This window comes from Micromonospora sp. NPDC049900 (assembly GCF_044461025.1).
Classification (GTDB): Bacteria; Actinomycetota; Actinomycetes; order Mycobacteriales; family Micromonosporaceae; genus Micromonospora.
Window position 1 is genome coordinate 382,982 of record NZ_JBITKM010000003.1, and the last position, 17,503, is coordinate 400,484.

Below are 17,503 nucleotides of genomic sequence, written 5' to 3' on the forward strand. Positions count from 1 at the left end.
CGGGTGATTCTCCTCGTCAGTCGAGCAGTTGCCGGCCGATCCAGCCGCCCTCCGGGCACCCGGGCGGGACGGCGAAGACGGCGGAACCGATCGGGGTGACCCACTCGTTGAGCAGGTCCCGTTCGGCGAGCCGCCGCTGGATGGGCAGGAACTGGCGGTCGATGTCGGCCTGGTAGGAGGCGAAGATCAGTCCGCTGTCGGCGGTGCCGTCGGCGGCCGGTGTTCCATCGTAGTTGTAGGGGCGGCGGAGGATCCGGAACCGGTCGTCGGTGACGTGGGCCCGGGTGACGTGCGAGTAGTCCGGCATCACGGTCAGCCCGTCCGGGCCGAGGGCGGCGAAGTCCGGCTCGTCGTGCTCGTCCGCCCCGGTCAGCGGGGCGCCGTCGCCCAGTCGCCGGCCGACGGCCAGTTCCCGGTCGTTTCGCCCGAGCAGGTCCCAGGTCTCCAGGTCCATGCGGATCCGCCGCACCACCAGGGTGCTGCCGTGCCGCAGCCAGTCCGGGCCGTCCGGCACCCAGACCGCAGTCTCCACCGGGGCGCCCGGCTTCGGGTTGGCGGTGCCGTCGAGCTGGCCGAACAGGTTGCGTTGGGTCCGGCCCGGCTCGGCACCGGCGGCCCGTCGGAAGCCCTGCTGGACCCACCGGACGGTGGCGAACGGGCGGCTGTCCTTGACCAGCACCCGCTGCGCGTGCGCGACCGTGATCGGGTCGTCGGCGCACACCTGGATCAGCAGGTCCCCGCCGGACCAGCGGGGTTGCAGCCGGTCGACCCGGAACGCGGGCAGGTCGGCCACCGAGGACGGGCGGCGGTCGTCGAGACCGGCGGCGGTGAACAGACCCGGGCCGAAGCCGAAGGTGACGGTGAGCCGGGCGGGCAGCAGGCCCAGTTCCGGCTCGGTGTCGGCCAACGCCGGTCGCCCCTGGGTGAGTCGGGCGGCGTCGTCGGAGAGCAGCCGCAGCATCCGGCCGAGGGCGGCCCGGTCGGTGCCGGGGCGCAGGGTGAAGGCGACGAACGCCGCGTGCGCCTGGGGCTCGGTGGTGATCCCGGACTGGTGTACGCCGTGGAAGGGCTCGACCGCCGCGCCGACGGTGACCGCCACCGGCTCGGGGCGTACCGGTGCCGGGTCGTCCCGGCCGGCGGCGACCGCGGCGGCACCGGCCAGCGTGCCCCCGGCGGCCAGCGCGCCACCGGTGAGCAGGCCGCGCCGGCTCACCGGCCGACGGGTCGGGGTCACGACGCCGGGCTGGGGGAGGTGTGCGGCATCGGCTCGCCGTGGCCCGGGGTGTAGCTCTCCTGTGCGCCGGTGAACGGCTTGGCCACGGCGGTGAACGTCTGGGTCCGGCCGTCGGCGAAGGTGAGCGTGATCGCCAACTCGTCACCGGCCTTGACCGGTGCGGTCAGGTTCATCAGCATCAGGTGGTCGCCGCCGGGCTCCAGCTTGTGCTCGCCACCGGCCCTGATCACCACACCGCCGGTCTTGGCCTGCATGACCATCGTGCCGTCCCGCATGGCCATCTCGTGCACCTCCATCGGGGAGACCTCGGTGCTGGCGCCGGTCAGCGTGACGTCGGTGGTGCCGTCGTTGACCAACGTGGCGAACGCGGCGGTCATGCCGTCGTCGGCGGCCTTCACCCACGGGTCGCGTACGCCCAGCACCCGGGCGGCCTCGCTCGACGCGGTGGCGGCCGGGGTGGCCGACGGGCCGGGAGCGGCGGTCGACGTCCCGTCGGACGAGCCGCAGCCCGCGACGGCGGCGGCCAGGACGACGCCGGTGAGCAGGAGTGCCGGGCGGACGAGCCGGCGGGAGGCGGTGCTGGGCATGGGCTTCCCCTCGATGAGTGATCTCGTGAGCTTGGTCGGCTCCGACGCGTCGGAAGTTCCGGCCCGCGAGGTAACCCGGATCACCGTCGCCCCACAGGACCGGCAGGTTCGGCGAAGAACGGGCGACAGTCATCGTGGATGCGGCCATGTCTCGGTCTTCCAGGCCGCATCTGCGGCCGTTACGATCCGTCCGTGACGATGTTCCGGATGGGTGAGGCGGCCGAGTTGCTCGGGGTCAGCGTCGACACCATGCGTCGCTGGGTGGATGCCGGTCGGCTCACCGCCGACCGTGACGAGCACGGCCACCGGGTGATCGACGGGGTCGAGTTGGCCGCGTTCGTCCGCGCCCAGGCCGCCGATCCCGGTGGGCGGGCCGACGAGTCCTCGGCACGCAACCGGCTGCGCGGCATCGTCACCGCCGTGGTCAAGGACGCGGTGATGGCCCAGGTCGACATCCAGGCCGGTCCGTTCCGGCTGGTCTCGTTGATGAGCCGGGAAGCCGTCGACCACCTCGGCCTTGAGGTCGGGTCGGTGGCGGAAGCAGTGATCAAGTCGACCACCGTCGTGGTGGAGAAACCCGCCGTGCCGGCCGGCAGCAGAGGAAGGGCCCACTCGTGAAGGCAGTACGTCTCCTGGCCGCGGTCGCCGCACTCGCATTGCTCGGCGGATGTGCCGAGGACGCCGCCGACCCGCCGACCGGCGGGAACGGGATCGGCGGTGAACTGACCGTCTTCGCCGCCGCCTCGCTGACCGAGTCGTTCAGCCGCATCGGCAAGGACTTCGAGGCGGCCCACCCGGGCGTGCGGGTCACGATCAGCTTCGCCGGCAGCTCCGCGCTGGCCACCCAGATCAACCAGGGCGCACCCGCCGACGTGTTCGCCTCCGCCGCTCCCGCCCCGATGGCCACCGTCACCGAGGCGGGCAACGGCGACGGTGAGCCCGTCACCTTCGTGCGCAACCAGCTCGTCATCGCCGTACCCCAGGGCAACCCCGACCGGGTGACCGGGCTGAGTGATCTGACCCGGCCCGGCGCGAAGGTGGCGCTCTGCGCCGAGCAGGTGCCGTGCGGGGCGGCGGCGCGGACGGCGCTGGACGCGGCCGGGGTGGCGCTCACCCCGGTCACTCTGGAGCAGGACGTGAAGGCCGCGCTGTCCAAGGTGCGCCTGGGTGAGGTGGACGCCGCGCTGGTGTACCGGACCGACGCGCGGGCCGCCGACGCGGACGTCGACGGCGTCGAGTTCCCCGAGTCGGCCGGGGCGATCAACGACTACCCGATCCTGGTGCTCAAGGACGCCCGCAACGCGACGACCGCGCGGGCCTTCGTGGAGTACGTGCGCTCCGACACCGGGCAGGCCGTGCTCACCGAGGCCGGATTCCAGGCGCCGTAGCCGGTGATCCGCGTCCCCACCCGTACCCGGCGCACCGGGCGGGTCCCGATCGCCCTGCTGGTGCCCGCGACGCTCGGCCTGGTCTTCCTGGTGCTGCCGCTGGCCGGGCTGCTGGTCCGAACGCCGTGGAGCACGCTGCCGCAGCGACTCACCGAACCGGGCGTGCTGACCGCGTTGCGGCTGTCGGTGCAGACCGCCTCGCTGGCCACCCTGCTCTGCCTGGTCCTCGGCATCCCGTTGGCCTGGCTGCTGGCCCGGGTGTCGTTCCCCGGCCGCCGGGTGGTGCGTGCCCTGATCACCGTGCCGCTGGTGCTGCCGCCGGTGGTCGGCGGCGTGGCGCTGCTCCTGGTCTTCGGGCGGCGGGGGCTGGTCGGGTCCTGGCTGGACAGTACGTTCGGCATCACGCTGCCGTTCACCACCACGGCGGTGGTGCTCGCCGAGGCGTTCGTCGCGATGCCCTTCCTGATCATCGCGGTGGAGGGGGCGCTGCGTGGCGCGGACACCCGGTACGAGGAGGCAGCCGCCACGCTCGGTGCCGGTCGGTGGACCACCTTCACCCACGTCACGCTGCCGCTCGTGGCGCCCGGCATCGCGGCCGGGGCGGTGCTCTGCTGGGCCCGTGCGCTCGGCGAGTTCGGCGCCACCATCACCTTCGCCGGCAACTATCCCGGCCGGACACAGACCATGCCGCTGGCCGTCTATCTCGCGCTGGAGACCGACCTGGAGGCCGCGATCGTGCTGAGCCTCATCCTGTTGACCGTCTCCGTGGTGATCCTCGCCTGCCTTCGTGATCGGTGGATCACCTCGTCATGACCGTCCCGCCACCGACCGCCGGGTCGCCGCTGCTCGACGCCCGTCTGGGCGTGACGCGGGGTGAGTTCCGGCTGGACCTGCCGCTGACCATCGGGCCCGGCGAGGTGGTCGCACTGCTCGGGCCCAACGGGGCCGGCAAGACCACCGCCCTGCGTACGCTCGCGGGGCTGCTCCCGCTCTCGACCGGGCACCTCACCCTGGACGACCGTGTCCTCGACCACCCGCAGCGGCGGATCTGGACCCCGCCCGAGCGGCGGTCCGTCGGTGTGGTCTTCCAGGACTACCTGCTCTTTCCGCACCTCACCGCGTTGGACAACGTCGCGTTCGGCCCGCGCCGGCAGGGCCTGAACCGCCGGCAGGCCCGAGGCCGGGCCGCCGACTGGTTGGCGCGGATGGGACTGGGCGCACACGCCGGACACAAGCCCCGACAACTCTCCGGCGGGCAGGCCCAACGGGTCGCCCTCGCCCGCGCGTTGGCCGTCGAACCGGCGTTGCTGCTGCTCGACGAGCCGTTGGCCGCGCTCGACGCGGGGACCCGGCTCGACACCCGGGCCCAGTTGCAGCGGCATCTCGCCGCGCACACCGGTGCCACCCTGTTGGTGACGCACGACCCGCTCGACGCCCTGGTGCTCGCCGACCGGCTGGTCATCGTCGAACACGGCGCGGTCGTCCAGGAGGGCAGCGCCGCCACCATCACCGCCCAGCCCCGCACCGACTACGTGGCCCGCCTGGTCGGCCTCAACCTGTACCGGGGGTGGGCCGACGGGCATCACGTCCGGCTCGCCGACGGGTTCCGGCTGACCGCCGGGGATCCGCAGCACGGCGACGTGTTCGTGGCGTTCCCGCCGTCGGCGGTGGCGCTGCACCCCCGACAGCCCGACGGCAGTCCACGCAACACCTGGCCGGCCACCATCACCGGGGTCCAGCGGCACGGCGACAACCTGCGCATCCAGCTCAGCGGCCCGATCGAGGTCGCCGCCGACGTCACGCCGGCCGCTGCCGCGCAGCTCGCGCTCACCCCTGGCCAACCGGTCTGGGCCGCGGTCAAGGCCGCCGAGACCCGCGCCTACCCCGCCGCGCCGGTCTGATCCTGCGGCCGGAGCCGCGCACCCGTCTGGTCCTGCGGCCGGAGCCGGACCCGGCGCAGCAGTTGGGCGTTGAGCGCGACCACGATGGTGGAGGCGGACATCAGCACCGCCGCGACCGCCGGGCTCAGCGCCACTCCGGCCCAGGCCAGCACTCCGGCGGCGAGCGGCAGCGCGACCACGTTGTAGCCGGCGGCCCAGACCAGGTTCTGGACCATCTTCCGGTACGCGGCGCGGGACAGCCGGATCACCCCGGTCACGCCGCGCGGGTCGGAGGAGGCGAGCACCACCCCGGCGGACTCGATCGCCACGTCGGTACCCGCGCCGATCGCGATGCCCACGGTCGCGCGGGCCAGCGCCGGGGCGTCGTTCACCCCGTCACCGACCATCGCCACCCGCAGTCCGCGTCGGTGCAGGTCCGCCACCGCGTCGTCCTTGTCCGCCGGGAGCACCTCGGCGAAGACCTCGTCCTCACCGGGGCGGAACCCGAGGTCGGCGGCGACCGCCTCGGCCACCGGACGGGCGTCACCCGTGATCATCACGATCTTCCGGATGCCCTGGGCGCGCAGGTCGGCGACCGCCTGCCGGGCCTCCGGGCGCACCTCGTCCTCCAGGGCCAGCGCGCCCAGCACCGTCGCCCCACCGTCGTCCGACATCCGCAGCAGGTGCAGCACCGCCGCGCCCCGCGCGGACCAGTCCCGCTGCCGTCGGGCGAGGTCGTCGGGCACGGTGACGCCGAACTCCCGCAGCAGCGCCGGTCCGCCGACCGCGTAGGTCACGCCGTCGACCTCGGCGCGGACGCCCCGACCGGTCAGCGGCCGGAATCCGGTCGCCGTCCGCCGGTCCGCCTGCCGGTCGGCGGCGGCCACGATGGCTCGGGCCAGGGGATGCTCGCTGTCCGCCTCCACCGCCGCCGCGATGGCGAGTACGTCCCGTTCACCGTCGCCGGTCCCGTCCGACCGGCCGCCATCCGCCGCGCGGTACCCGCTCGTGGCAGCGACGTCGCTGACCACGTGTTCGCCCCGGGTCAACGTGCCGGTCTTGTCGAACAACACGGTGTCCACTGTGCGCATCCGTTCCAGCGCCAACCGGTCCTTGACCAGGATGCCGCCCTTCGCGGCGACCGCCGTGGAGAGGGCGATCACCAGCGGGATGGCCAGGCCGAGCGCGTGCGGGCAGGCGATGACCAGCACCGTCACCGTACGGACGACCGCCTCGTCGAGGTTGCCGAGGAGCGTCCACACCAGCAGGGTGACCAGGGCCGTGGCGGTGGCGACGTAGAACAACCAGGCGGCGAACCGGTCGGCCAGCACCTGCGCCCGTCCGCTGGACTGCTGTGCCTGCGCCACCAGCCGTTGGATGCCGGCCAGCGCGGTGTCGTCGCCGACCGCGTCGACCCGTACCCGTAGTGCCGCGTCGGTGGCGACCGTGCCGGCCACCACCCGGTCGCCGGGCGAGCGGGACACCGGCCGCGACTCCCCGGTGATCATCGACTCGTCCAGTTCGGCAGTGCCGTCGACGATCTGCCCGTCCGCCGGCACCCGGCCGCCCGGCCGGACCAGGACCAGGTCGCCGACGCGCAGGTCGGCCACGGTGACCGCCTGCGGTCGGCCGTCCGGGTCGAGGCGTTCCGCGTCGTCGGGCAGCAACGCGGCCAGCGCCGAGAGGGCGCCCCGGGCCTGGCCGATGGCCTTCATCTCCTGCCAGTGCCCGAGCAGCATGATGGTGACCAGGGCGGCCAGTTCCCACCAGAAGTCCAGGTCGAACGCGCCGAACGCGGTGGCCAGTGACGCCACGTACGCGACCGTGATCGCCATGGCGATCAGCAGCATCATCCCGGGGGCGCGGTCGCGGACCTCGCGTACCGCGCCCTGGAGGAAGGGCCAGCCGCCGTAGCCGAAGACCACCGTGCCGAGGACCGGCCCCACCAGGTCGACGCCGGGGAGGTCCAGCCGGTAGCCGAACCAGTCCATCACCATGTGGCTGGTGAGCACGACGGGCACGGTCAGCGCCAGGCTCAGCCAGAACTTGCGGCGGAAGACCTCCGGGTCGTGCCCGGCGTGCTTGTCGTGGTGATGGCCGGCGGGAGACATCCTCAGTGGGAGGCGTCGGGGTGTCCGGGCATGCTGGAGCCGCCGCCACTGCTGCCCGAGGAGCCGCCGGTCATCCCCGACCCGTCGTCCTCGGTCACCAGGTCCGGCCGTACGTCGGTGTCGTCCGGCGCGGGCACGTCGGTGTCCGCCTCGACCTGGACGAGCGGAACCTGACCGGCCTCGTCCTCGGCGTGGTCCGGATCGACCGGCTGCTCGCCGTCCCGCGCTCTGAAGCTCACGGTCGCCTCCTGCCCTGTTTGAACCGCCACGCCGCTTTCCGGGTGGCGAGGCCGTCAGCCCTGCCGGGCCTTCTGGCGCGGGTCCTTCTTGTTGACCACGAAGACCTTGCCCCGACGGCGGACCACGATCGAGTTCATCTTCCGCGTCAACGCCCGCAACGAACTCCTGACCTTCATCGCGCCTCCCGTTGCCGGTCGGTGTCCGCACGCCGTGTCGCGTGCCGTACGACTCGTCTACCCGTACCGGCGCATGCCACACGCGGCACGTGAGCCCGGCGGGCGCGACCCCCATCGGTACGGCCGGACTCCGGTGGACGGCGCGACGGCGGCGCGGGCCGCGCGATCCTCGCCCACGGTGACCGGTTCACAGGCCCTCCTTGCCGGTGGCCCAGTACGGCTTGGTGACGATGGCCTTCCGTGGGAGTACCCGGTGCTGGTGGAGGTGCCGGCGCTGTCGTTGCAGGGATTGGGCATGTCCGAGCAGCAGGGCGCCGTCGATGCCGTCGAGGGCGCCGGTGTCGGTCATGCTCTCCAGCCAGCGCTGGAGTGCGTCACCCGGCAGTGGGGTGGCGGCGACGAAGTGGTGTCGTGGCCAGCGCTGGGCGAGTGCCGCGACGGCGGCCGGCGGGACCTCGACGGCCACGAGGTGAGCGGTGTCGCGGGTGTGGGCGTCGATCGTGCCGAGGGCGGAGCTGTCGCCGAGGTGGAGCCGTCGGGTCCCGGCCAGCCGCAAGGGCATGTGCCGACCCGCCAGGATCGTGGTCTCGGCTCCGGCGCGCAGTTGTCTCGCCCAGGTCGTGCCCGGTCCGGTGGCGCGGGTGGCGATGAGCAGACCGATGCGGTCGGCATGATCCGGGTCGACGGTGCGGATGTTGTACCGGCGGCTGCGGGTGGGGGTGACGCGGAACTGGAGTTCCTGGGTGGGGTGCCAACCACCGGATGGTGGGTCAGCACGCAGGCGTACGTCGAGGAAGCCGGGGAAGGGCTCGGTGACGGCCTCGACGTGTCCGGTACGCCCGAGTAGAGCTTCGGCGATGGTTCCCAGCACCGCTGGTGCTTTGGGCACGGGTCTCTCCTGAACCTCTCGGTGGAGTGGCGTCGTCGTGCCGGCGCCACAACTAAACTAAACGGTTCAGTCTGGCCTGGCAAGACTGAACGGTATAGTTCAGCGCGCGGGACGGACGGGGCACGACGATCACGAGGAGCGCGGTCAGTGGGTGCAGGCCAGGCGGCGAAGCCGGTGCGGGAGAGGTCGGCGGCGAAGCGGAAGGCGGTCCTCGCGGCGGCGCGTGAGCTGTTCGTCCGGCAGGGCGTCGACCGGGTGAGCATGGACGCCGTCGCCGCCGAGGCGAAGGTCTCCAAGGCCACCGTCTACGACTACTTCGGCGACAAGCGGCGGCTGTTCCTCGCCATCCTCACGGACGCCTCCGAATCGCTGCTGGCCTCCGCGCGGCGCGCCTTCGACGAGCACCTCTCGGCCGAGGTGCCGATCACCACGGTCGCCCACCTCGAACAGGCCATGACCGCACTACTCGTCGACTTCGGCACGACGATGGTCGGCTCCGCCGACTACGCCGCGGCGTTCGCGCTCGCCGCCCAGGAACGCCTACGTACCCCCAGCACCGGCGACGACGTGTCCACCGACGGCGCCGAGGAGTTGATGGCCGAGTACGTCGCCGGCTTCGCCGAGGCCGGCCTGCTGGAGACCGACGATCCGCGCCTGGCCACCGAGCACCTCTTCGCCCTGACCGTCCTGCTGGCCTACAACCAGCAGCCCGACCCGACCGGCGTCGATCCCGACCGGGTCAGGAAGACCATGATCGACGGCGTGCGCGTCTTCATCCGCGCCTACGGTGCGCGTTGATCGTCGCCGAGCCGTCGCGCCCGACTCAGGCGGCGCGGCGCTCGCCGACCGGTCGGCGGCGCAGCGCGGGCTCCGTCAGGGCCGGCGGCAGGTATGCCTGATCGAGCCGGGTGACGTCGGTGCCGGGCGGGACGATCTCATCGATCCGGTCGAGGACGTCGTCGGAGAGCGCGACGTCGAGGCCGTCGAGCAGGCCGTCGAGCTGGTCCAGGGTGCGGGCACCCAGCAGCGCGCTGGTCACGCCCGGGTGTGCGATGGCGAAGGCCATGGCGAGATGGGTCAGCGGCAGACCGGCCTCCTCGGCGAGCGGGGCGAGCCGCTCGACGACGTCGATCCGGCGCTCGTCGGTGAGGTGGCGGAAGATGTGGGCCCGTCGCAGGTCGTTCTGCCGGCCCTTGCGGACCCGGCCGGTGAGCATCCCCTGACCGAGCGGGCCCCAGACCAGCGTGCCCATCCCGTAGCGCTGCGCCGTCGGCAGCACCTCGTTCTCGATGCCGCGGTTGAGGATCGAGTAGGGCGCCTGTTCGGCGCGGAAACGTGCCAGCCCGCGTCGTTCGGCGACCGACTGCGCCTCGACGATGTCGCCGGCCGGGGTGTTGGACGACCCGATCGCCCGTACCTTCCCGGTGCGGATCAGGTCGGTGAGTGCGGAGAGCGTCTCCTCGATGTCGGTGTCCGGGTCCAGCCGGTGCACCTGGTACAGGTCGATGTGGTCGGTGCGCAGGCGGCGCAGGGAGTCCTCGACCGCAGTGGTGATCCAGCGTCGGGAGGTGCCCTGCTGGTTGGGGTCGGTGCCGGTCGGGCGGCTGAACTTGGTGGCCAGGACGACGGTGTCCCGCCGACCCACGAGTGCCCGGCCGACGACCTCCTCCGAGTCGCCGTACGCGTCGGAGGTGTCGACGAGGTTGATGCCGACGTCGAGCGCCTTGTGGATCACCCGGACCGAGTCCTGCGGGTCGGGGTTGCCCACCTGGGTGGCGAACATCAGCGCGCCGAGCGCGTACGGGCTGACCTTGATGCCGGTCCGGCCCAGAGGGCGGTACTGCATGATCGTCTCCTCGGGGTATCGTCAGGTTAAGCGGAATGACTTTCCGGAACTATACGGAACGGCTTTCCGGAACAGCAAGGGGGTTGACGTGTCGGAGACCGGTCCACCGGCGGTCGGGCGGGTGCCGCGCCGGAAGCGCACCGATGCGCAGCGCAACGTCGACTCGCTGCTCGACGCGGCGAAGACGGTCTTCGGCACCTCGGGTGTGGACGCGCCCGCCAAACAGATCACCGACCTGGCCGGTGTCGGGGTCGGCACGCTCTACCGGCACTTTCCCCAGCGCTCAGACCTGATCAAGGCGGTGATCGAGCGAGAGATCGACGCCTGCGCCGAGGCGGCTCCGGTGCTGGCCGCCGCGCACGAGCCGATGGCCGCACTCGCCGGGTGGCTCGACCGGTTCGCCGCACTCGTCGCGACCAAACGGGGCTTCGCCGTGGCCCTGCACTCCGGCAATCCCGCGTACGACGGCCTCTCCGGCTACCTGATGGAGAAGCTGGGGCCGCCCCTCGGAGCCCTGCTCGACAGCGCGACGGCGGCCGGCGAGATCCGAGCCGAGATCAGCCCACAGGATCTGCTCTACGCGGTCGCGAAGCTGTGCGCGCCCATGCCGGACGAGGAGCCCGACTACGCGCGCCGCATGGTCGCGCTCCTGGTCAACGGAGTACGGTCCGGCGACGTCCCGCGCTGACCGGCACGGGAACGGGCGCACGTCGAGTGCGCGGGGAGGGAGCGGTCCCACCCGGCCCGGACTCGTCCGGCGACGGTCGACGTTCCCGGTCAGGCCAACAGCACGACGATCGCCCCGACCAGCCCCGCGAGGGCGGTCATCGCGGCCACCAGGGCGAGCAGCACGGGTGCCGGTGCGGTCGGCGGTGCGGCACCGGCCGGGCGGGCGGCCGGTGCTCGGCGGGTGACCCGGGCTGCGGAGGCTCGGCGCGGCAGCGGTCCGATCATCACCAGCAGCGCCACGGCGGCGAACGGAGCCGCGACCGCCAACGCGGCGTGCCCCAGGTCGAACGCCAGGATCCGACCGATCACGAGCGCGGCCAACGCGTAGGCGGCGGCGGTGCGACGCCACGCCAGTCTGGTCCGCTCGACGTGCAGGCCCGCCGTGCTCACCGCAGCAGACCGAGGGTGAGCAGGATCCCGACGGTCAGCAGCCCGGTGGCGAGCGGCACCGCCATGCTGGTCGGCGGCGGCAGTCCCCGGCTCAGTCGCAGCGCCCGCTCGGTGCGCAGCCAGCCGAGCCAGGCGTGGGCCGGGGTGAGCGTGCCGAGTGCGATCAGGAGCACGGCGGCGGCGAGCCGATAGCCCGGATGGATGGGCAGGTTGAGGCCCTCCAGGGCGATGCCGGCCGCGAAGAGCGCCAGTGAGGTACGGATCCAGGCGAGGAAGGTGCGCTCGTTGGCCAGCGTGAACCGGGGATCGGGGTCGGTGCCGACGGCGAAGAGTCGCCCGGGTCGGCGGACCGGGCCGGCACGGGGTACGTCGTCCGGGTCGGCGGGTGCGGGGTTGGATTCGTAGCCCTGACGTCCGGTCACAGCGAGGTCACCCCCTTGCCGACGGCGAGCAGACTGCCGCCGAGGGCCAGCAGGAGCATCGCCCGGCGTGCGTGGGCCTCACTGACCCGCCGGGTGAGGAACTGCCCGCCGAGTAGCCCGGCCGCCATCGCCACCCCACAGAAGGCGACGAAGGGCAGGGAGACCGCCGGAGGTCCCTTCGCGGCCACCGAGAGTCCGTTGCTCACCAGTCCGACGAGCTGCACGCTGGGCACGAAGGCGCGTTGCGACCAACTGGTGCTGGCCGCGTAGACCGCCAACGGCGGGCCGCCGGTGGCGGCGGTGGTGTTGCAGAAGCCCGAGGCCAGGCCGGCGACGACGGCTCCACCCCGACGGCGGAGTAGCCGCAGTTCCCGCCCGGCGACCACCCAGAGCACCGAGGCGGCGGTCAGCGTGCCCACTCCGATCAGCAACGCCGGGGTGGGCAGGGTGCGGACCACCAGCGCGCCCAGCGGTACGGCGACGACGGCGCCGACGGCCAGGGTCGCAGCGAGCCGTCGTTGCAGGTGCCGGAAGGTCCCGGCGAGCACGATCAGGCAGATCGCGATGGAGAGGACGTTGGCGAGGGTGACGCCGGTGCGGGGCCCGAGCAGCACCACCAGGAACGGGGCCGCCACCAGGGCGAATCCCAGACCGGTGAGGCGCTGCGCCGTGGCGCCGAGCGCCACGGCGGCCACCGCGAGCAGATCGCCGACCGGCACGGCTCAGCGGGTGACGGCGTCGTCGACGAGGTCGGCGAGTCGGCGCAGCCGGTCGGCGGAGACGGTGGAGAGGTCCGCCTCCAGGGTGGGGCTGCCGATCACCGAGGCCCAGACGGCACGTCCGGCCAGGAAGCCGGAGGCCCCGCCCCGGCAGGCGGTCCGGACGGCCGTGCCGAAGCGCTCCGCCGGTACGCCGGACGACAGGACGACCCAGGGGCTGTCGATGACCTCGGTGAGCTGTTGCGAGCCGGCGAGGATCTCCGCCTCGGTGCCCTTGCCGTGGGTGGGGACCTCGGCCTTGTACAGGTCGGCCCCGAGAGCCCCGAGTTCCCGGGCGGCGGCGTGGATGCCGGCCTCGTGGTCGTACTCGCCGCCGTCGCGCGGGCCTCGGCTGACCGGCTCGATGATGCTGACCAGACCGTGCTTGCGGCACCGCTCGATGAAGTCGGTGGCGAGCGCGATCCGGCCCTCGGGGTCCTCGTCCGGACGCCAGAGCAGGAGCAGCTTGAGTGCCTTCGCGCCCTCGGCGCGGACGGTGGCCGGGACGACGGCGGGGTCGATCGCCACGTCGGCGACGAACTCGGTGGCGCTGCCGGTGAAGGCGTCCGCAGCGGCGATCAGGGCGCAGTCGGAGGCGACGGCGCCGCTGGCCACCACGGCGTCCCAGCCGAACTGCTTGTCCACCAGCAGGGCCGAGGCGTACGGGCTGAGCACCCGGGCGACGGTCACCTTGAAGTCGGTCAGTTGTCGGTCGGTGACGGGGGCGGACTGGTGGGCGGCGAACATGGCCCGCAGAGCCTCGCGCTGGTCGACGGCGAGCATCGCGTAACCACCGGAGGGGCGGGCCAGGCTCGAGGCGGGGAAGTCGGTCACAGCTCATCCTCCAGGAAGGCAGAACAACGGATGGTAAAACTAACATCCGTTGTTAGAAATCAACCAGATGGGTTGGTGCTCTAGACTTCATCCATCCCGAGAGGAAGGCGCCCGGCGTGACCTTGGAGTCCCTGCGCTACGACGGCGCGCCGCAGCGCCGGACCCAGATCATGGCGGCGCTGCGCCGGTCGGGCTTCCTCTCCGTGACCGACCTCGCCGAGCAGCTCGGCGTCTCCCCGATGACCGTCCGTCGTGACCTGCGCCGGCTCGCCGAGCGGGGCGAGGCGGTGCTGGTCCACGGTGGGGTCAGCCTGCCCCCCGGTGGTGCCGCCGGCCCCAGCTACCTGCACCGCGCGCAGGTCAACCCCGAGGCCAAGCTCGTCGTCGGCCGCGCCGCCGCAGCGCTGGTCACTCCCGGCGACACGATCGGCGTGGACAGCGGTACGACCGCAGCCGCCGTGGCGCACTGCCTTCCCGACGACTTCGACGGCTGCCTGGTCACCCACTCGGTTCCGGTGCTGGCGCAGATGCTGGGTCGACCTCGGGTCCGGGTGATCGGCCTCGGCGGCGAGGTGCTGCACGAGAACCAGGCGATGGTCGGCTTCGCCGCCCTGGACCTGTTGCAGCGGATGCGGGTACGGATGCTCTTCCTGGGCGCCAGCGCGGTGGACGCCCGGGGTGTCTACGTGCGGTCCGAGGTGGAACTGACCGCGAAGCACGCGGTGATGGAGATCGCCGACGAGGTGGTCCTGGTCGCCGACGGCAGCAAGTTCGACGCCAGCGCCCCGGTCCGGGTCTGCGCCTTCGACCGGATCGACACCCTGGTCACCGATGTCGACCTGCCGCCGGCCGTGGCCGATGCCGCCCGGCGAGCCGGGACCCGGTTCGTCCGCGCCTGACCGCCACCGCCCCGACCCGCGCCGCCCCGACCCGCGCCGCCCCGACCCGCGCCGCCCCGACCCGCGCCGCCCCGACCCGCGCCGCCCCGACCTGCGCCGCCCCGACCTGCGCCGCCCCGACCTGCGCCGCCCTGACCTGCGCCGACCCGCGCTGACCCACGCTGCCCCCGACCCGGCTCCGGCCTGCGCCGCGCCGACTCGCGCTCGGGTCCGCTTCGCACCGTCCCGCGTTGACTCGCGGCCGGTGACCTGCCCCGGACGGTGACCACCGACTGCACCCGACCGGCGGGTTGGTGACCGCAGGCCGCACTCGACCGCCGTCTGCCGCGCCGGGTCGTCGCGTGCGCCGAATCCCGGCTCCGCCCGCTCAGCAGGCAACACATTTGTTACGGGCCCTTGACGTGGACTTCACGTGCCCCCAAGATTGCATGCACCTTGGTGCGAGTTGTGAGAGAGGGAACAATGCTCCGAACGTCCGCAGCCGTGGGGCAGCCCACCTCCGAACCGTCGGCCGCCGCGCCCTCACCGGCGGCGCTGCCGGACGTCGCCGTGGCCGCCGTGCGCTGCCGGGTGCTGCGGGCCCGTCCCGACGAGAAGATCGCCATGTCGTTCGCCCCGCTGACCCACCGGGTGATGATCCTGGTCGAGGTCGAGCTCGCGGACGGTTCGGTGGGCGTGGGCGAGACCTGGGCCAACTATCCCTCCTGGGCCTGGCGGGAGCGGATCGCCACGATCCGCGAAGGAGTCGCCCCGCTCCTGGTCGGCCGGCGCTTCACCGACACCGCCGAGGCCCACCGGACGCTGCTGCGGCGGCTGCGACCGCTGGGCCGGCAGTGGGGCGCGCCGGGCCCGATCCACCAGGCCGTCAGCGGTGTCGACCTGGCCCTGTGGGATCTTGCCGCCCGGCATGCCGGGGTGAGTCTGACCCGGCTGCTCGCCGACCACCCCGAGCCGCCCACCGAGGTGCCGGTCTACGGCTCCAGCCTCGGCCCGACCGGGGTCGCCGAGACCGCCGAACGCTGCGCCGCGCTCGGCCTGACCGCCGTGAAGATCAAGGTCGGCTTCGGTGCCGAGACCGACCTGGCCAACGTCCGCGCCGCCCGGCGGGTCCTCGGCGACGACGCGCAGCTCTTCGCCGACGCCAACCAGGCGTGGTCGCTCGACGAGGCGCTGGCCGTCACGCCCGCCCTGGCCGAGCTGGGAGTGGCCTGGCTGGAGGAGCCGCTCGCCGGTGACCGTCCGGAGCAGTTGGCCGAGCTGGCCCGCCGTACCGGGATGCCCCTGGCCACCGGGGAGAACCTCTACGGCGCGACGGCCTTCACGCCGTACCTGCGTGCCGACGCGGTCCGCATCGTCCAACCCGACCTGAGCAAGGTCGGCGGAATCACCGAGTTCCTCGCCGTCCGTACGGCCGCCGCCGCCACCGGGCACACCGTCAATCCGCACCTGTACAACGGCGCCGTCGCCACTGCGGCGACGGTCTGCGCCGCCGCCGCAAGCCGGGCCACCCGACTCGTCGAGTGGGACATCCGCTCCAACCCGCTGCGCGCTGCCGCCGACGCGCTGCTCACCGATCACGGCACCGTCCGGGTGCCGGACCAGCCCGGCCTCGGCATCGACCTCGACCCTGACCAGCTCGACCGCTACGAGGAGCAGCTACCGTGACCGACCGCATCGTCTCGCAGGTTCTCGCCGCCGACACCGCCGTGCGGGTCGCCGGCCACCCCGATGCCGGTGGCGCGCGGTTGGCCGTGCACGATCCGGCCAACGGCGTCGCCTTCGCCGAGGTGACCCTCGGTGCGGCGGCCGAGGCCGCTGCCGCCCTCGATGCCGCGAAGAAGTCGGTCGGCTGGGTGGACAGTCCGGTCGCCGAGCGGACCGCCGCGCTGCGGTCCATCGCCGACGCCGTCGAGCAGCTCGCCGGCCAGGACGAGTGGCCGGCCCTGATCACCCGGGAGACCGGCAAACGACTCGCCGAGGCCCGGGCCGAGCTGGGGCTCACGGTGGCGTACTTCCGGATCACCGCCGAGCTGCTGGAAAGGCAGTCGACCGAGCGGTTCGACGTGGTGCCGGGGATCCGGCACGAGGTGCGGACGCGGCCGATCGGGGTGGCCGCCGTACTCACCCCGTGGAACTTCCCGGTCTCCATTCCGGCCCGCAAGATCGCCCCGGCGGTGGCGGCCGGAGCACCGGTGCTGTTCAAGCCGAGCGAAATCGCCCCGTTGTCGTCGTTGGTGCTGGCCGAGGTCTGTGCCCGGCACCTGCCGGAGGGGTGGCTCTCCACCGTCCTCGGCACTCCGGAGGACGTGGTGAACCCCTGGCTCGCCGACCCGGCGGTGCGCGTGGTGTCGTTCACCGGCTCCACCCGGGTCGGGAAGCTGGTCGCCGCCCAGGCCGCCCCGCACTTCCTGCGTACCGTGCTGGAGCTGGGCGGATGCGCGCCGTTCGTGGTGCTTCCCGACGCCGATCCGGCGGCGGCGGCCGAGAACCTGGTGGTGGCCAAGTACCGCAACAACGGCCAGTCCTGCATCGCCGCCAACCAGGTCTTCGTCGCCGCCGAGGTGGCCGAGGAGTTCACCGGGGCGTTCGTCGCCGCCACCCGGGCGCTGCGCGTCGGTGACCCCACCGATCCGGCCACCGACCTGGGGCCGCTCGCCCCGGCCGGCGACCCCGCCCGAATGGCCGAGATCGTCGCCGACGCCGTCGCCCGGGGCGCCCGTGCGGTGACCACCGACGCCGGTCTGCCCACGACGGGACACTTCGCCGCCCCGACCGTGCTGCTGGACGCACCGGACGACTGCCGTGCGATGACCGAGGAGATCTTCGGACCGGTCGCGCCGGTGCGTGTCTACCGGGATCTCGACGAGGTGCTGCGTCTGCACCACGCCACCGGGTACGGACTGGCCGGCTACGTCTGCGGCACCGACCTCGACGCCGCCCGTGCGGTGGCCGGTCGGTTGCGGGCCGGGATCGTCGGTGTCAACACCGGTACGCCGAACACCCCGTGGGTGCCCTTCGGCGGGCTCGGCCACTCCGGCCTCGGCTACGAGGGCGGACGTCCCGGTCTGGAGGCGTTCCAGAGCTTCCAGAGCGTGGCGACCCGGCCGGTCGAGGGCTGAC

General features: G+C 73.1%; 20 protein-coding genes. 9 read left to right on the forward strand and 11 right to left on the reverse strand.

The window, feature by feature from the left end; translation table 11 throughout:
• Positions 1–16 precede the first annotated feature (16 nt).
• Entirely contained in the window at positions 17–1,234 is a 1,218-nt protein-coding gene (locus tag ACIBMZ_RS10100; RefSeq protein WP_396692225.1) for a Dyp-type peroxidase, read from the reverse strand.
• Positions 1,231–1,821: a copper chaperone PCu(A)C gene (locus ACIBMZ_RS10105; RefSeq protein WP_396692226.1), complete on the reverse strand. Its 591-nt coding sequence runs from the start codon at positions 1,819–1,821 to the stop codon at positions 1,231–1,233. Before ACIBMZ_RS10105 ends, ACIBMZ_RS10100 begins: the two co-directional genes overlap by 4 nt.
• Before the next feature lie 192 nt (positions 1,822–2,013).
• On the opposite strand from ACIBMZ_RS10105, the gene ACIBMZ_RS10110 reads away from it, so the two are divergent.
• Genes ACIBMZ_RS10110 through ACIBMZ_RS10125 form a run of 4 tightly spaced genes read left to right on the forward strand, consistent with a single transcriptional unit; the run spans position 2,014 to position 5,110 of the window.
• The gene (locus tag ACIBMZ_RS10110; protein WP_396692227.1) at positions 2,014–2,439 is read left to right on the forward strand and encodes a molybdopterin-binding protein; all 426 of its coding nucleotides are present in this window, start codon (positions 2,014–2,016) and stop codon (positions 2,437–2,439) included.
• Complete coding sequence (gene modA / locus ACIBMZ_RS10115) at positions 2,436–3,209, forward strand: molybdate ABC transporter substrate-binding protein (protein WP_396692228.1); 774 nt, start codon at positions 2,436–2,438, stop codon at positions 3,207–3,209. Before ACIBMZ_RS10110 ends, modA begins: the two co-directional genes overlap by 4 nt.
• 3 nt (positions 3,210–3,212) lie before the next feature.
• Positions 3,213–4,022: an ABC transporter permease gene (locus tag ACIBMZ_RS10120; protein ID WP_396692229.1), complete on the forward strand. Its 810-nt coding sequence runs from the start codon at positions 3,213–3,215 to the stop codon at positions 4,020–4,022.
• Positions 4,019–5,110, forward strand: coding sequence for an ABC transporter ATP-binding protein (locus ACIBMZ_RS10125; protein WP_396692230.1), 1,092 nt, complete (start codon positions 4,019–4,021; stop codon positions 5,108–5,110). The genes ACIBMZ_RS10120 and ACIBMZ_RS10125 overlap by 4 nt, the downstream gene beginning before the upstream one ends.
• Here ACIBMZ_RS10125 and ACIBMZ_RS10130 read toward each other — a convergent pair.
• From ACIBMZ_RS10130 to ACIBMZ_RS10145, 4 genes are all read right to left on the reverse strand, one after another.
• Entirely contained in the window at positions 5,089–7,200 is a 2,112-nt protein-coding gene (locus tag ACIBMZ_RS10130; RefSeq protein ID WP_396692231.1) for a heavy metal translocating P-type ATPase, read from the reverse strand. The two genes, ACIBMZ_RS10125 and ACIBMZ_RS10130, sit on opposite strands and share 22 nt — an antisense overlap.
• A gap of 2 nt (positions 7,201–7,202) precedes the next feature.
• Complete coding sequence (locus tag ACIBMZ_RS10135; RefSeq protein WP_396692232.1) at positions 7,203–7,439, reverse strand: preprotein translocase YidC; 237 nt, start codon at positions 7,437–7,439, stop codon at positions 7,203–7,205.
• Between the two features lie 54 nt (positions 7,440–7,493).
• Positions 7,494–7,616 carry a 50S ribosomal protein L36 gene (locus ACIBMZ_RS10140; RefSeq protein ID WP_396692233.1) on the reverse strand — a complete coding sequence of 41 codons (123 nt, stop codon included), beginning with the start codon at positions 7,614–7,616 and terminating at the stop codon, positions 7,494–7,496.
• Positions 7,617–7,803: 187 nt separating this feature from the next.
• Positions 7,804–8,505 (reverse strand): hypothetical protein, encoded by a 702-nt coding sequence (locus tag ACIBMZ_RS10145; protein ID WP_396692234.1) that lies wholly within the window; start codon positions 8,503–8,505, stop codon positions 7,804–7,806.
• 147 nt (positions 8,506–8,652) lie between these two features.
• Between ACIBMZ_RS10145 and ACIBMZ_RS10150 the strand changes: the two genes are divergently transcribed.
• Positions 8,653–9,303, forward strand: a complete 651-nt coding sequence (locus tag ACIBMZ_RS10150) for a TetR/AcrR family transcriptional regulator (RefSeq protein WP_396692235.1) — start codon at positions 8,653–8,655, stop codon at positions 9,301–9,303.
• Positions 9,304–9,328: 25 nt separating this feature from the next.
• Here ACIBMZ_RS10150 and ACIBMZ_RS10155 read toward each other — a convergent pair whose 3' ends face one another.
• Complete coding sequence (locus ACIBMZ_RS10155) at positions 9,329–10,351, reverse strand: aldo/keto reductase (protein WP_396692236.1); 1,023 nt, start codon at positions 10,349–10,351, stop codon at positions 9,329–9,331.
• Between the two features lie 88 nt (positions 10,352–10,439).
• On the opposite strand from ACIBMZ_RS10155, the gene ACIBMZ_RS10160 reads away from it, so the two are divergent.
• Positions 10,440–11,039 (forward strand): TetR/AcrR family transcriptional regulator, encoded by a 600-nt coding sequence (locus ACIBMZ_RS10160; protein ID WP_396692237.1) that lies wholly within the window; start codon positions 10,440–10,442, stop codon positions 11,037–11,039.
• Positions 11,040–11,128: 89 nt separating this feature from the next.
• Here the strand turns inward: ACIBMZ_RS10160 and ACIBMZ_RS10165 are convergent, their stop codons facing one another.
• Genes ACIBMZ_RS10165 through ACIBMZ_RS10180 form a run of 4 tightly spaced genes read right to left on the reverse strand, consistent with a single transcriptional unit; the run spans position 11,129 to position 13,484 of the window.
• The gene (locus ACIBMZ_RS10165; protein ID WP_396692238.1) at positions 11,129–11,470 is read right to left on the reverse strand and encodes a hypothetical protein; all 342 of its coding nucleotides are present in this window, start codon (positions 11,468–11,470) and stop codon (positions 11,129–11,131) included.
• A complete protein-coding gene (locus ACIBMZ_RS10170; protein ID WP_396692239.1) occupies positions 11,467–11,892 on the reverse strand; it encodes a YidH family protein in 426 nt (141 codons plus the stop codon). The genes ACIBMZ_RS10165 and ACIBMZ_RS10170 overlap by 4 nt, the downstream gene beginning before the upstream one ends.
• Complete coding sequence (locus ACIBMZ_RS10175; RefSeq protein WP_396692240.1) at positions 11,889–12,611, reverse strand: TSUP family transporter; 723 nt, start codon at positions 12,609–12,611, stop codon at positions 11,889–11,891. Before ACIBMZ_RS10175 ends, ACIBMZ_RS10170 begins: the two co-directional genes overlap by 4 nt.
• 3 nt (positions 12,612–12,614) lie before the next feature.
• Positions 12,615–13,484, reverse strand: coding sequence for a hypothetical protein (locus tag ACIBMZ_RS10180; RefSeq protein WP_396692241.1), 870 nt, complete (start codon positions 13,482–13,484; stop codon positions 12,615–12,617).
• 116 nt (positions 13,485–13,600) lie between these two features.
• Here ACIBMZ_RS10180 and ACIBMZ_RS10185 point away from each other — a divergent pair, with 116 nt between their 5' ends.
• The 3 genes from ACIBMZ_RS10185 to ACIBMZ_RS10195 all read left to right on the forward strand — a co-directional run bounded on the left by ACIBMZ_RS10185 (position 13,601) and on the right by ACIBMZ_RS10195 (position 17,502).
• Complete coding sequence (locus ACIBMZ_RS10185) at positions 13,601–14,383, forward strand: DeoR/GlpR family DNA-binding transcription regulator (protein ID WP_396692242.1); 783 nt, start codon at positions 13,601–13,603, stop codon at positions 14,381–14,383.
• Positions 14,384–14,845: 462 nt separating this feature from the next.
• The gene (locus ACIBMZ_RS10190) at positions 14,846–16,048 is read left to right on the forward strand and encodes a mandelate racemase/muconate lactonizing enzyme family protein (RefSeq protein ID WP_396692243.1); all 1,203 of its coding nucleotides are present in this window, start codon (positions 14,846–14,848) and stop codon (positions 16,046–16,048) included.
• Positions 16,045–17,502 (forward strand): aldehyde dehydrogenase family protein, encoded by a 1,458-nt coding sequence (locus ACIBMZ_RS10195; RefSeq protein WP_396692244.1) that lies wholly within the window; start codon positions 16,045–16,047, stop codon positions 17,500–17,502. Before ACIBMZ_RS10190 ends, ACIBMZ_RS10195 begins: the two co-directional genes overlap by 4 nt.
• Position 17,503 lies beyond the last annotated feature (1 nt).

Excerpts from the sequence above, each read along its gene's own strand:
- ACIBMZ_RS10130 (WP_396692231.1), bottom strand. The coding sequence starts at position 7,200 with ATGTCTCCCGCCGGCCATCACCACGACAAGCACGCCGGGCACGACCCG.
- ACIBMZ_RS10125 (WP_396692230.1), top strand. The coding sequence starts at position 4,019 with ATGACCGTCCCGCCACCGACCGCCGGGTCGCCGCTGCTCGACGCCCGT.
- ACIBMZ_RS10155 (WP_396692236.1), bottom strand. The coding sequence starts at position 10,351 with ATGCAGTACCGCCCTCTGGGCCGGACCGGCATCAAGGTCAGCCCGTAC.
- ACIBMZ_RS10190 (WP_396692243.1), top strand. The coding sequence starts at position 14,846 with ATGCTCCGAACGTCCGCAGCCGTGGGGCAGCCCACCTCCGAACCGTCG.
- ACIBMZ_RS10105 (WP_396692226.1), bottom strand. The coding sequence starts at position 1,821 with ATGCCCAGCACCGCCTCCCGCCGGCTCGTCCGCCCGGCACTCCTGCTC.
- ACIBMZ_RS10140 (WP_396692233.1), bottom strand. The coding sequence starts at position 7,616 with ATGAAGGTCAGGAGTTCGTTGCGGGCGTTGACGCGGAAGATGAACTCG.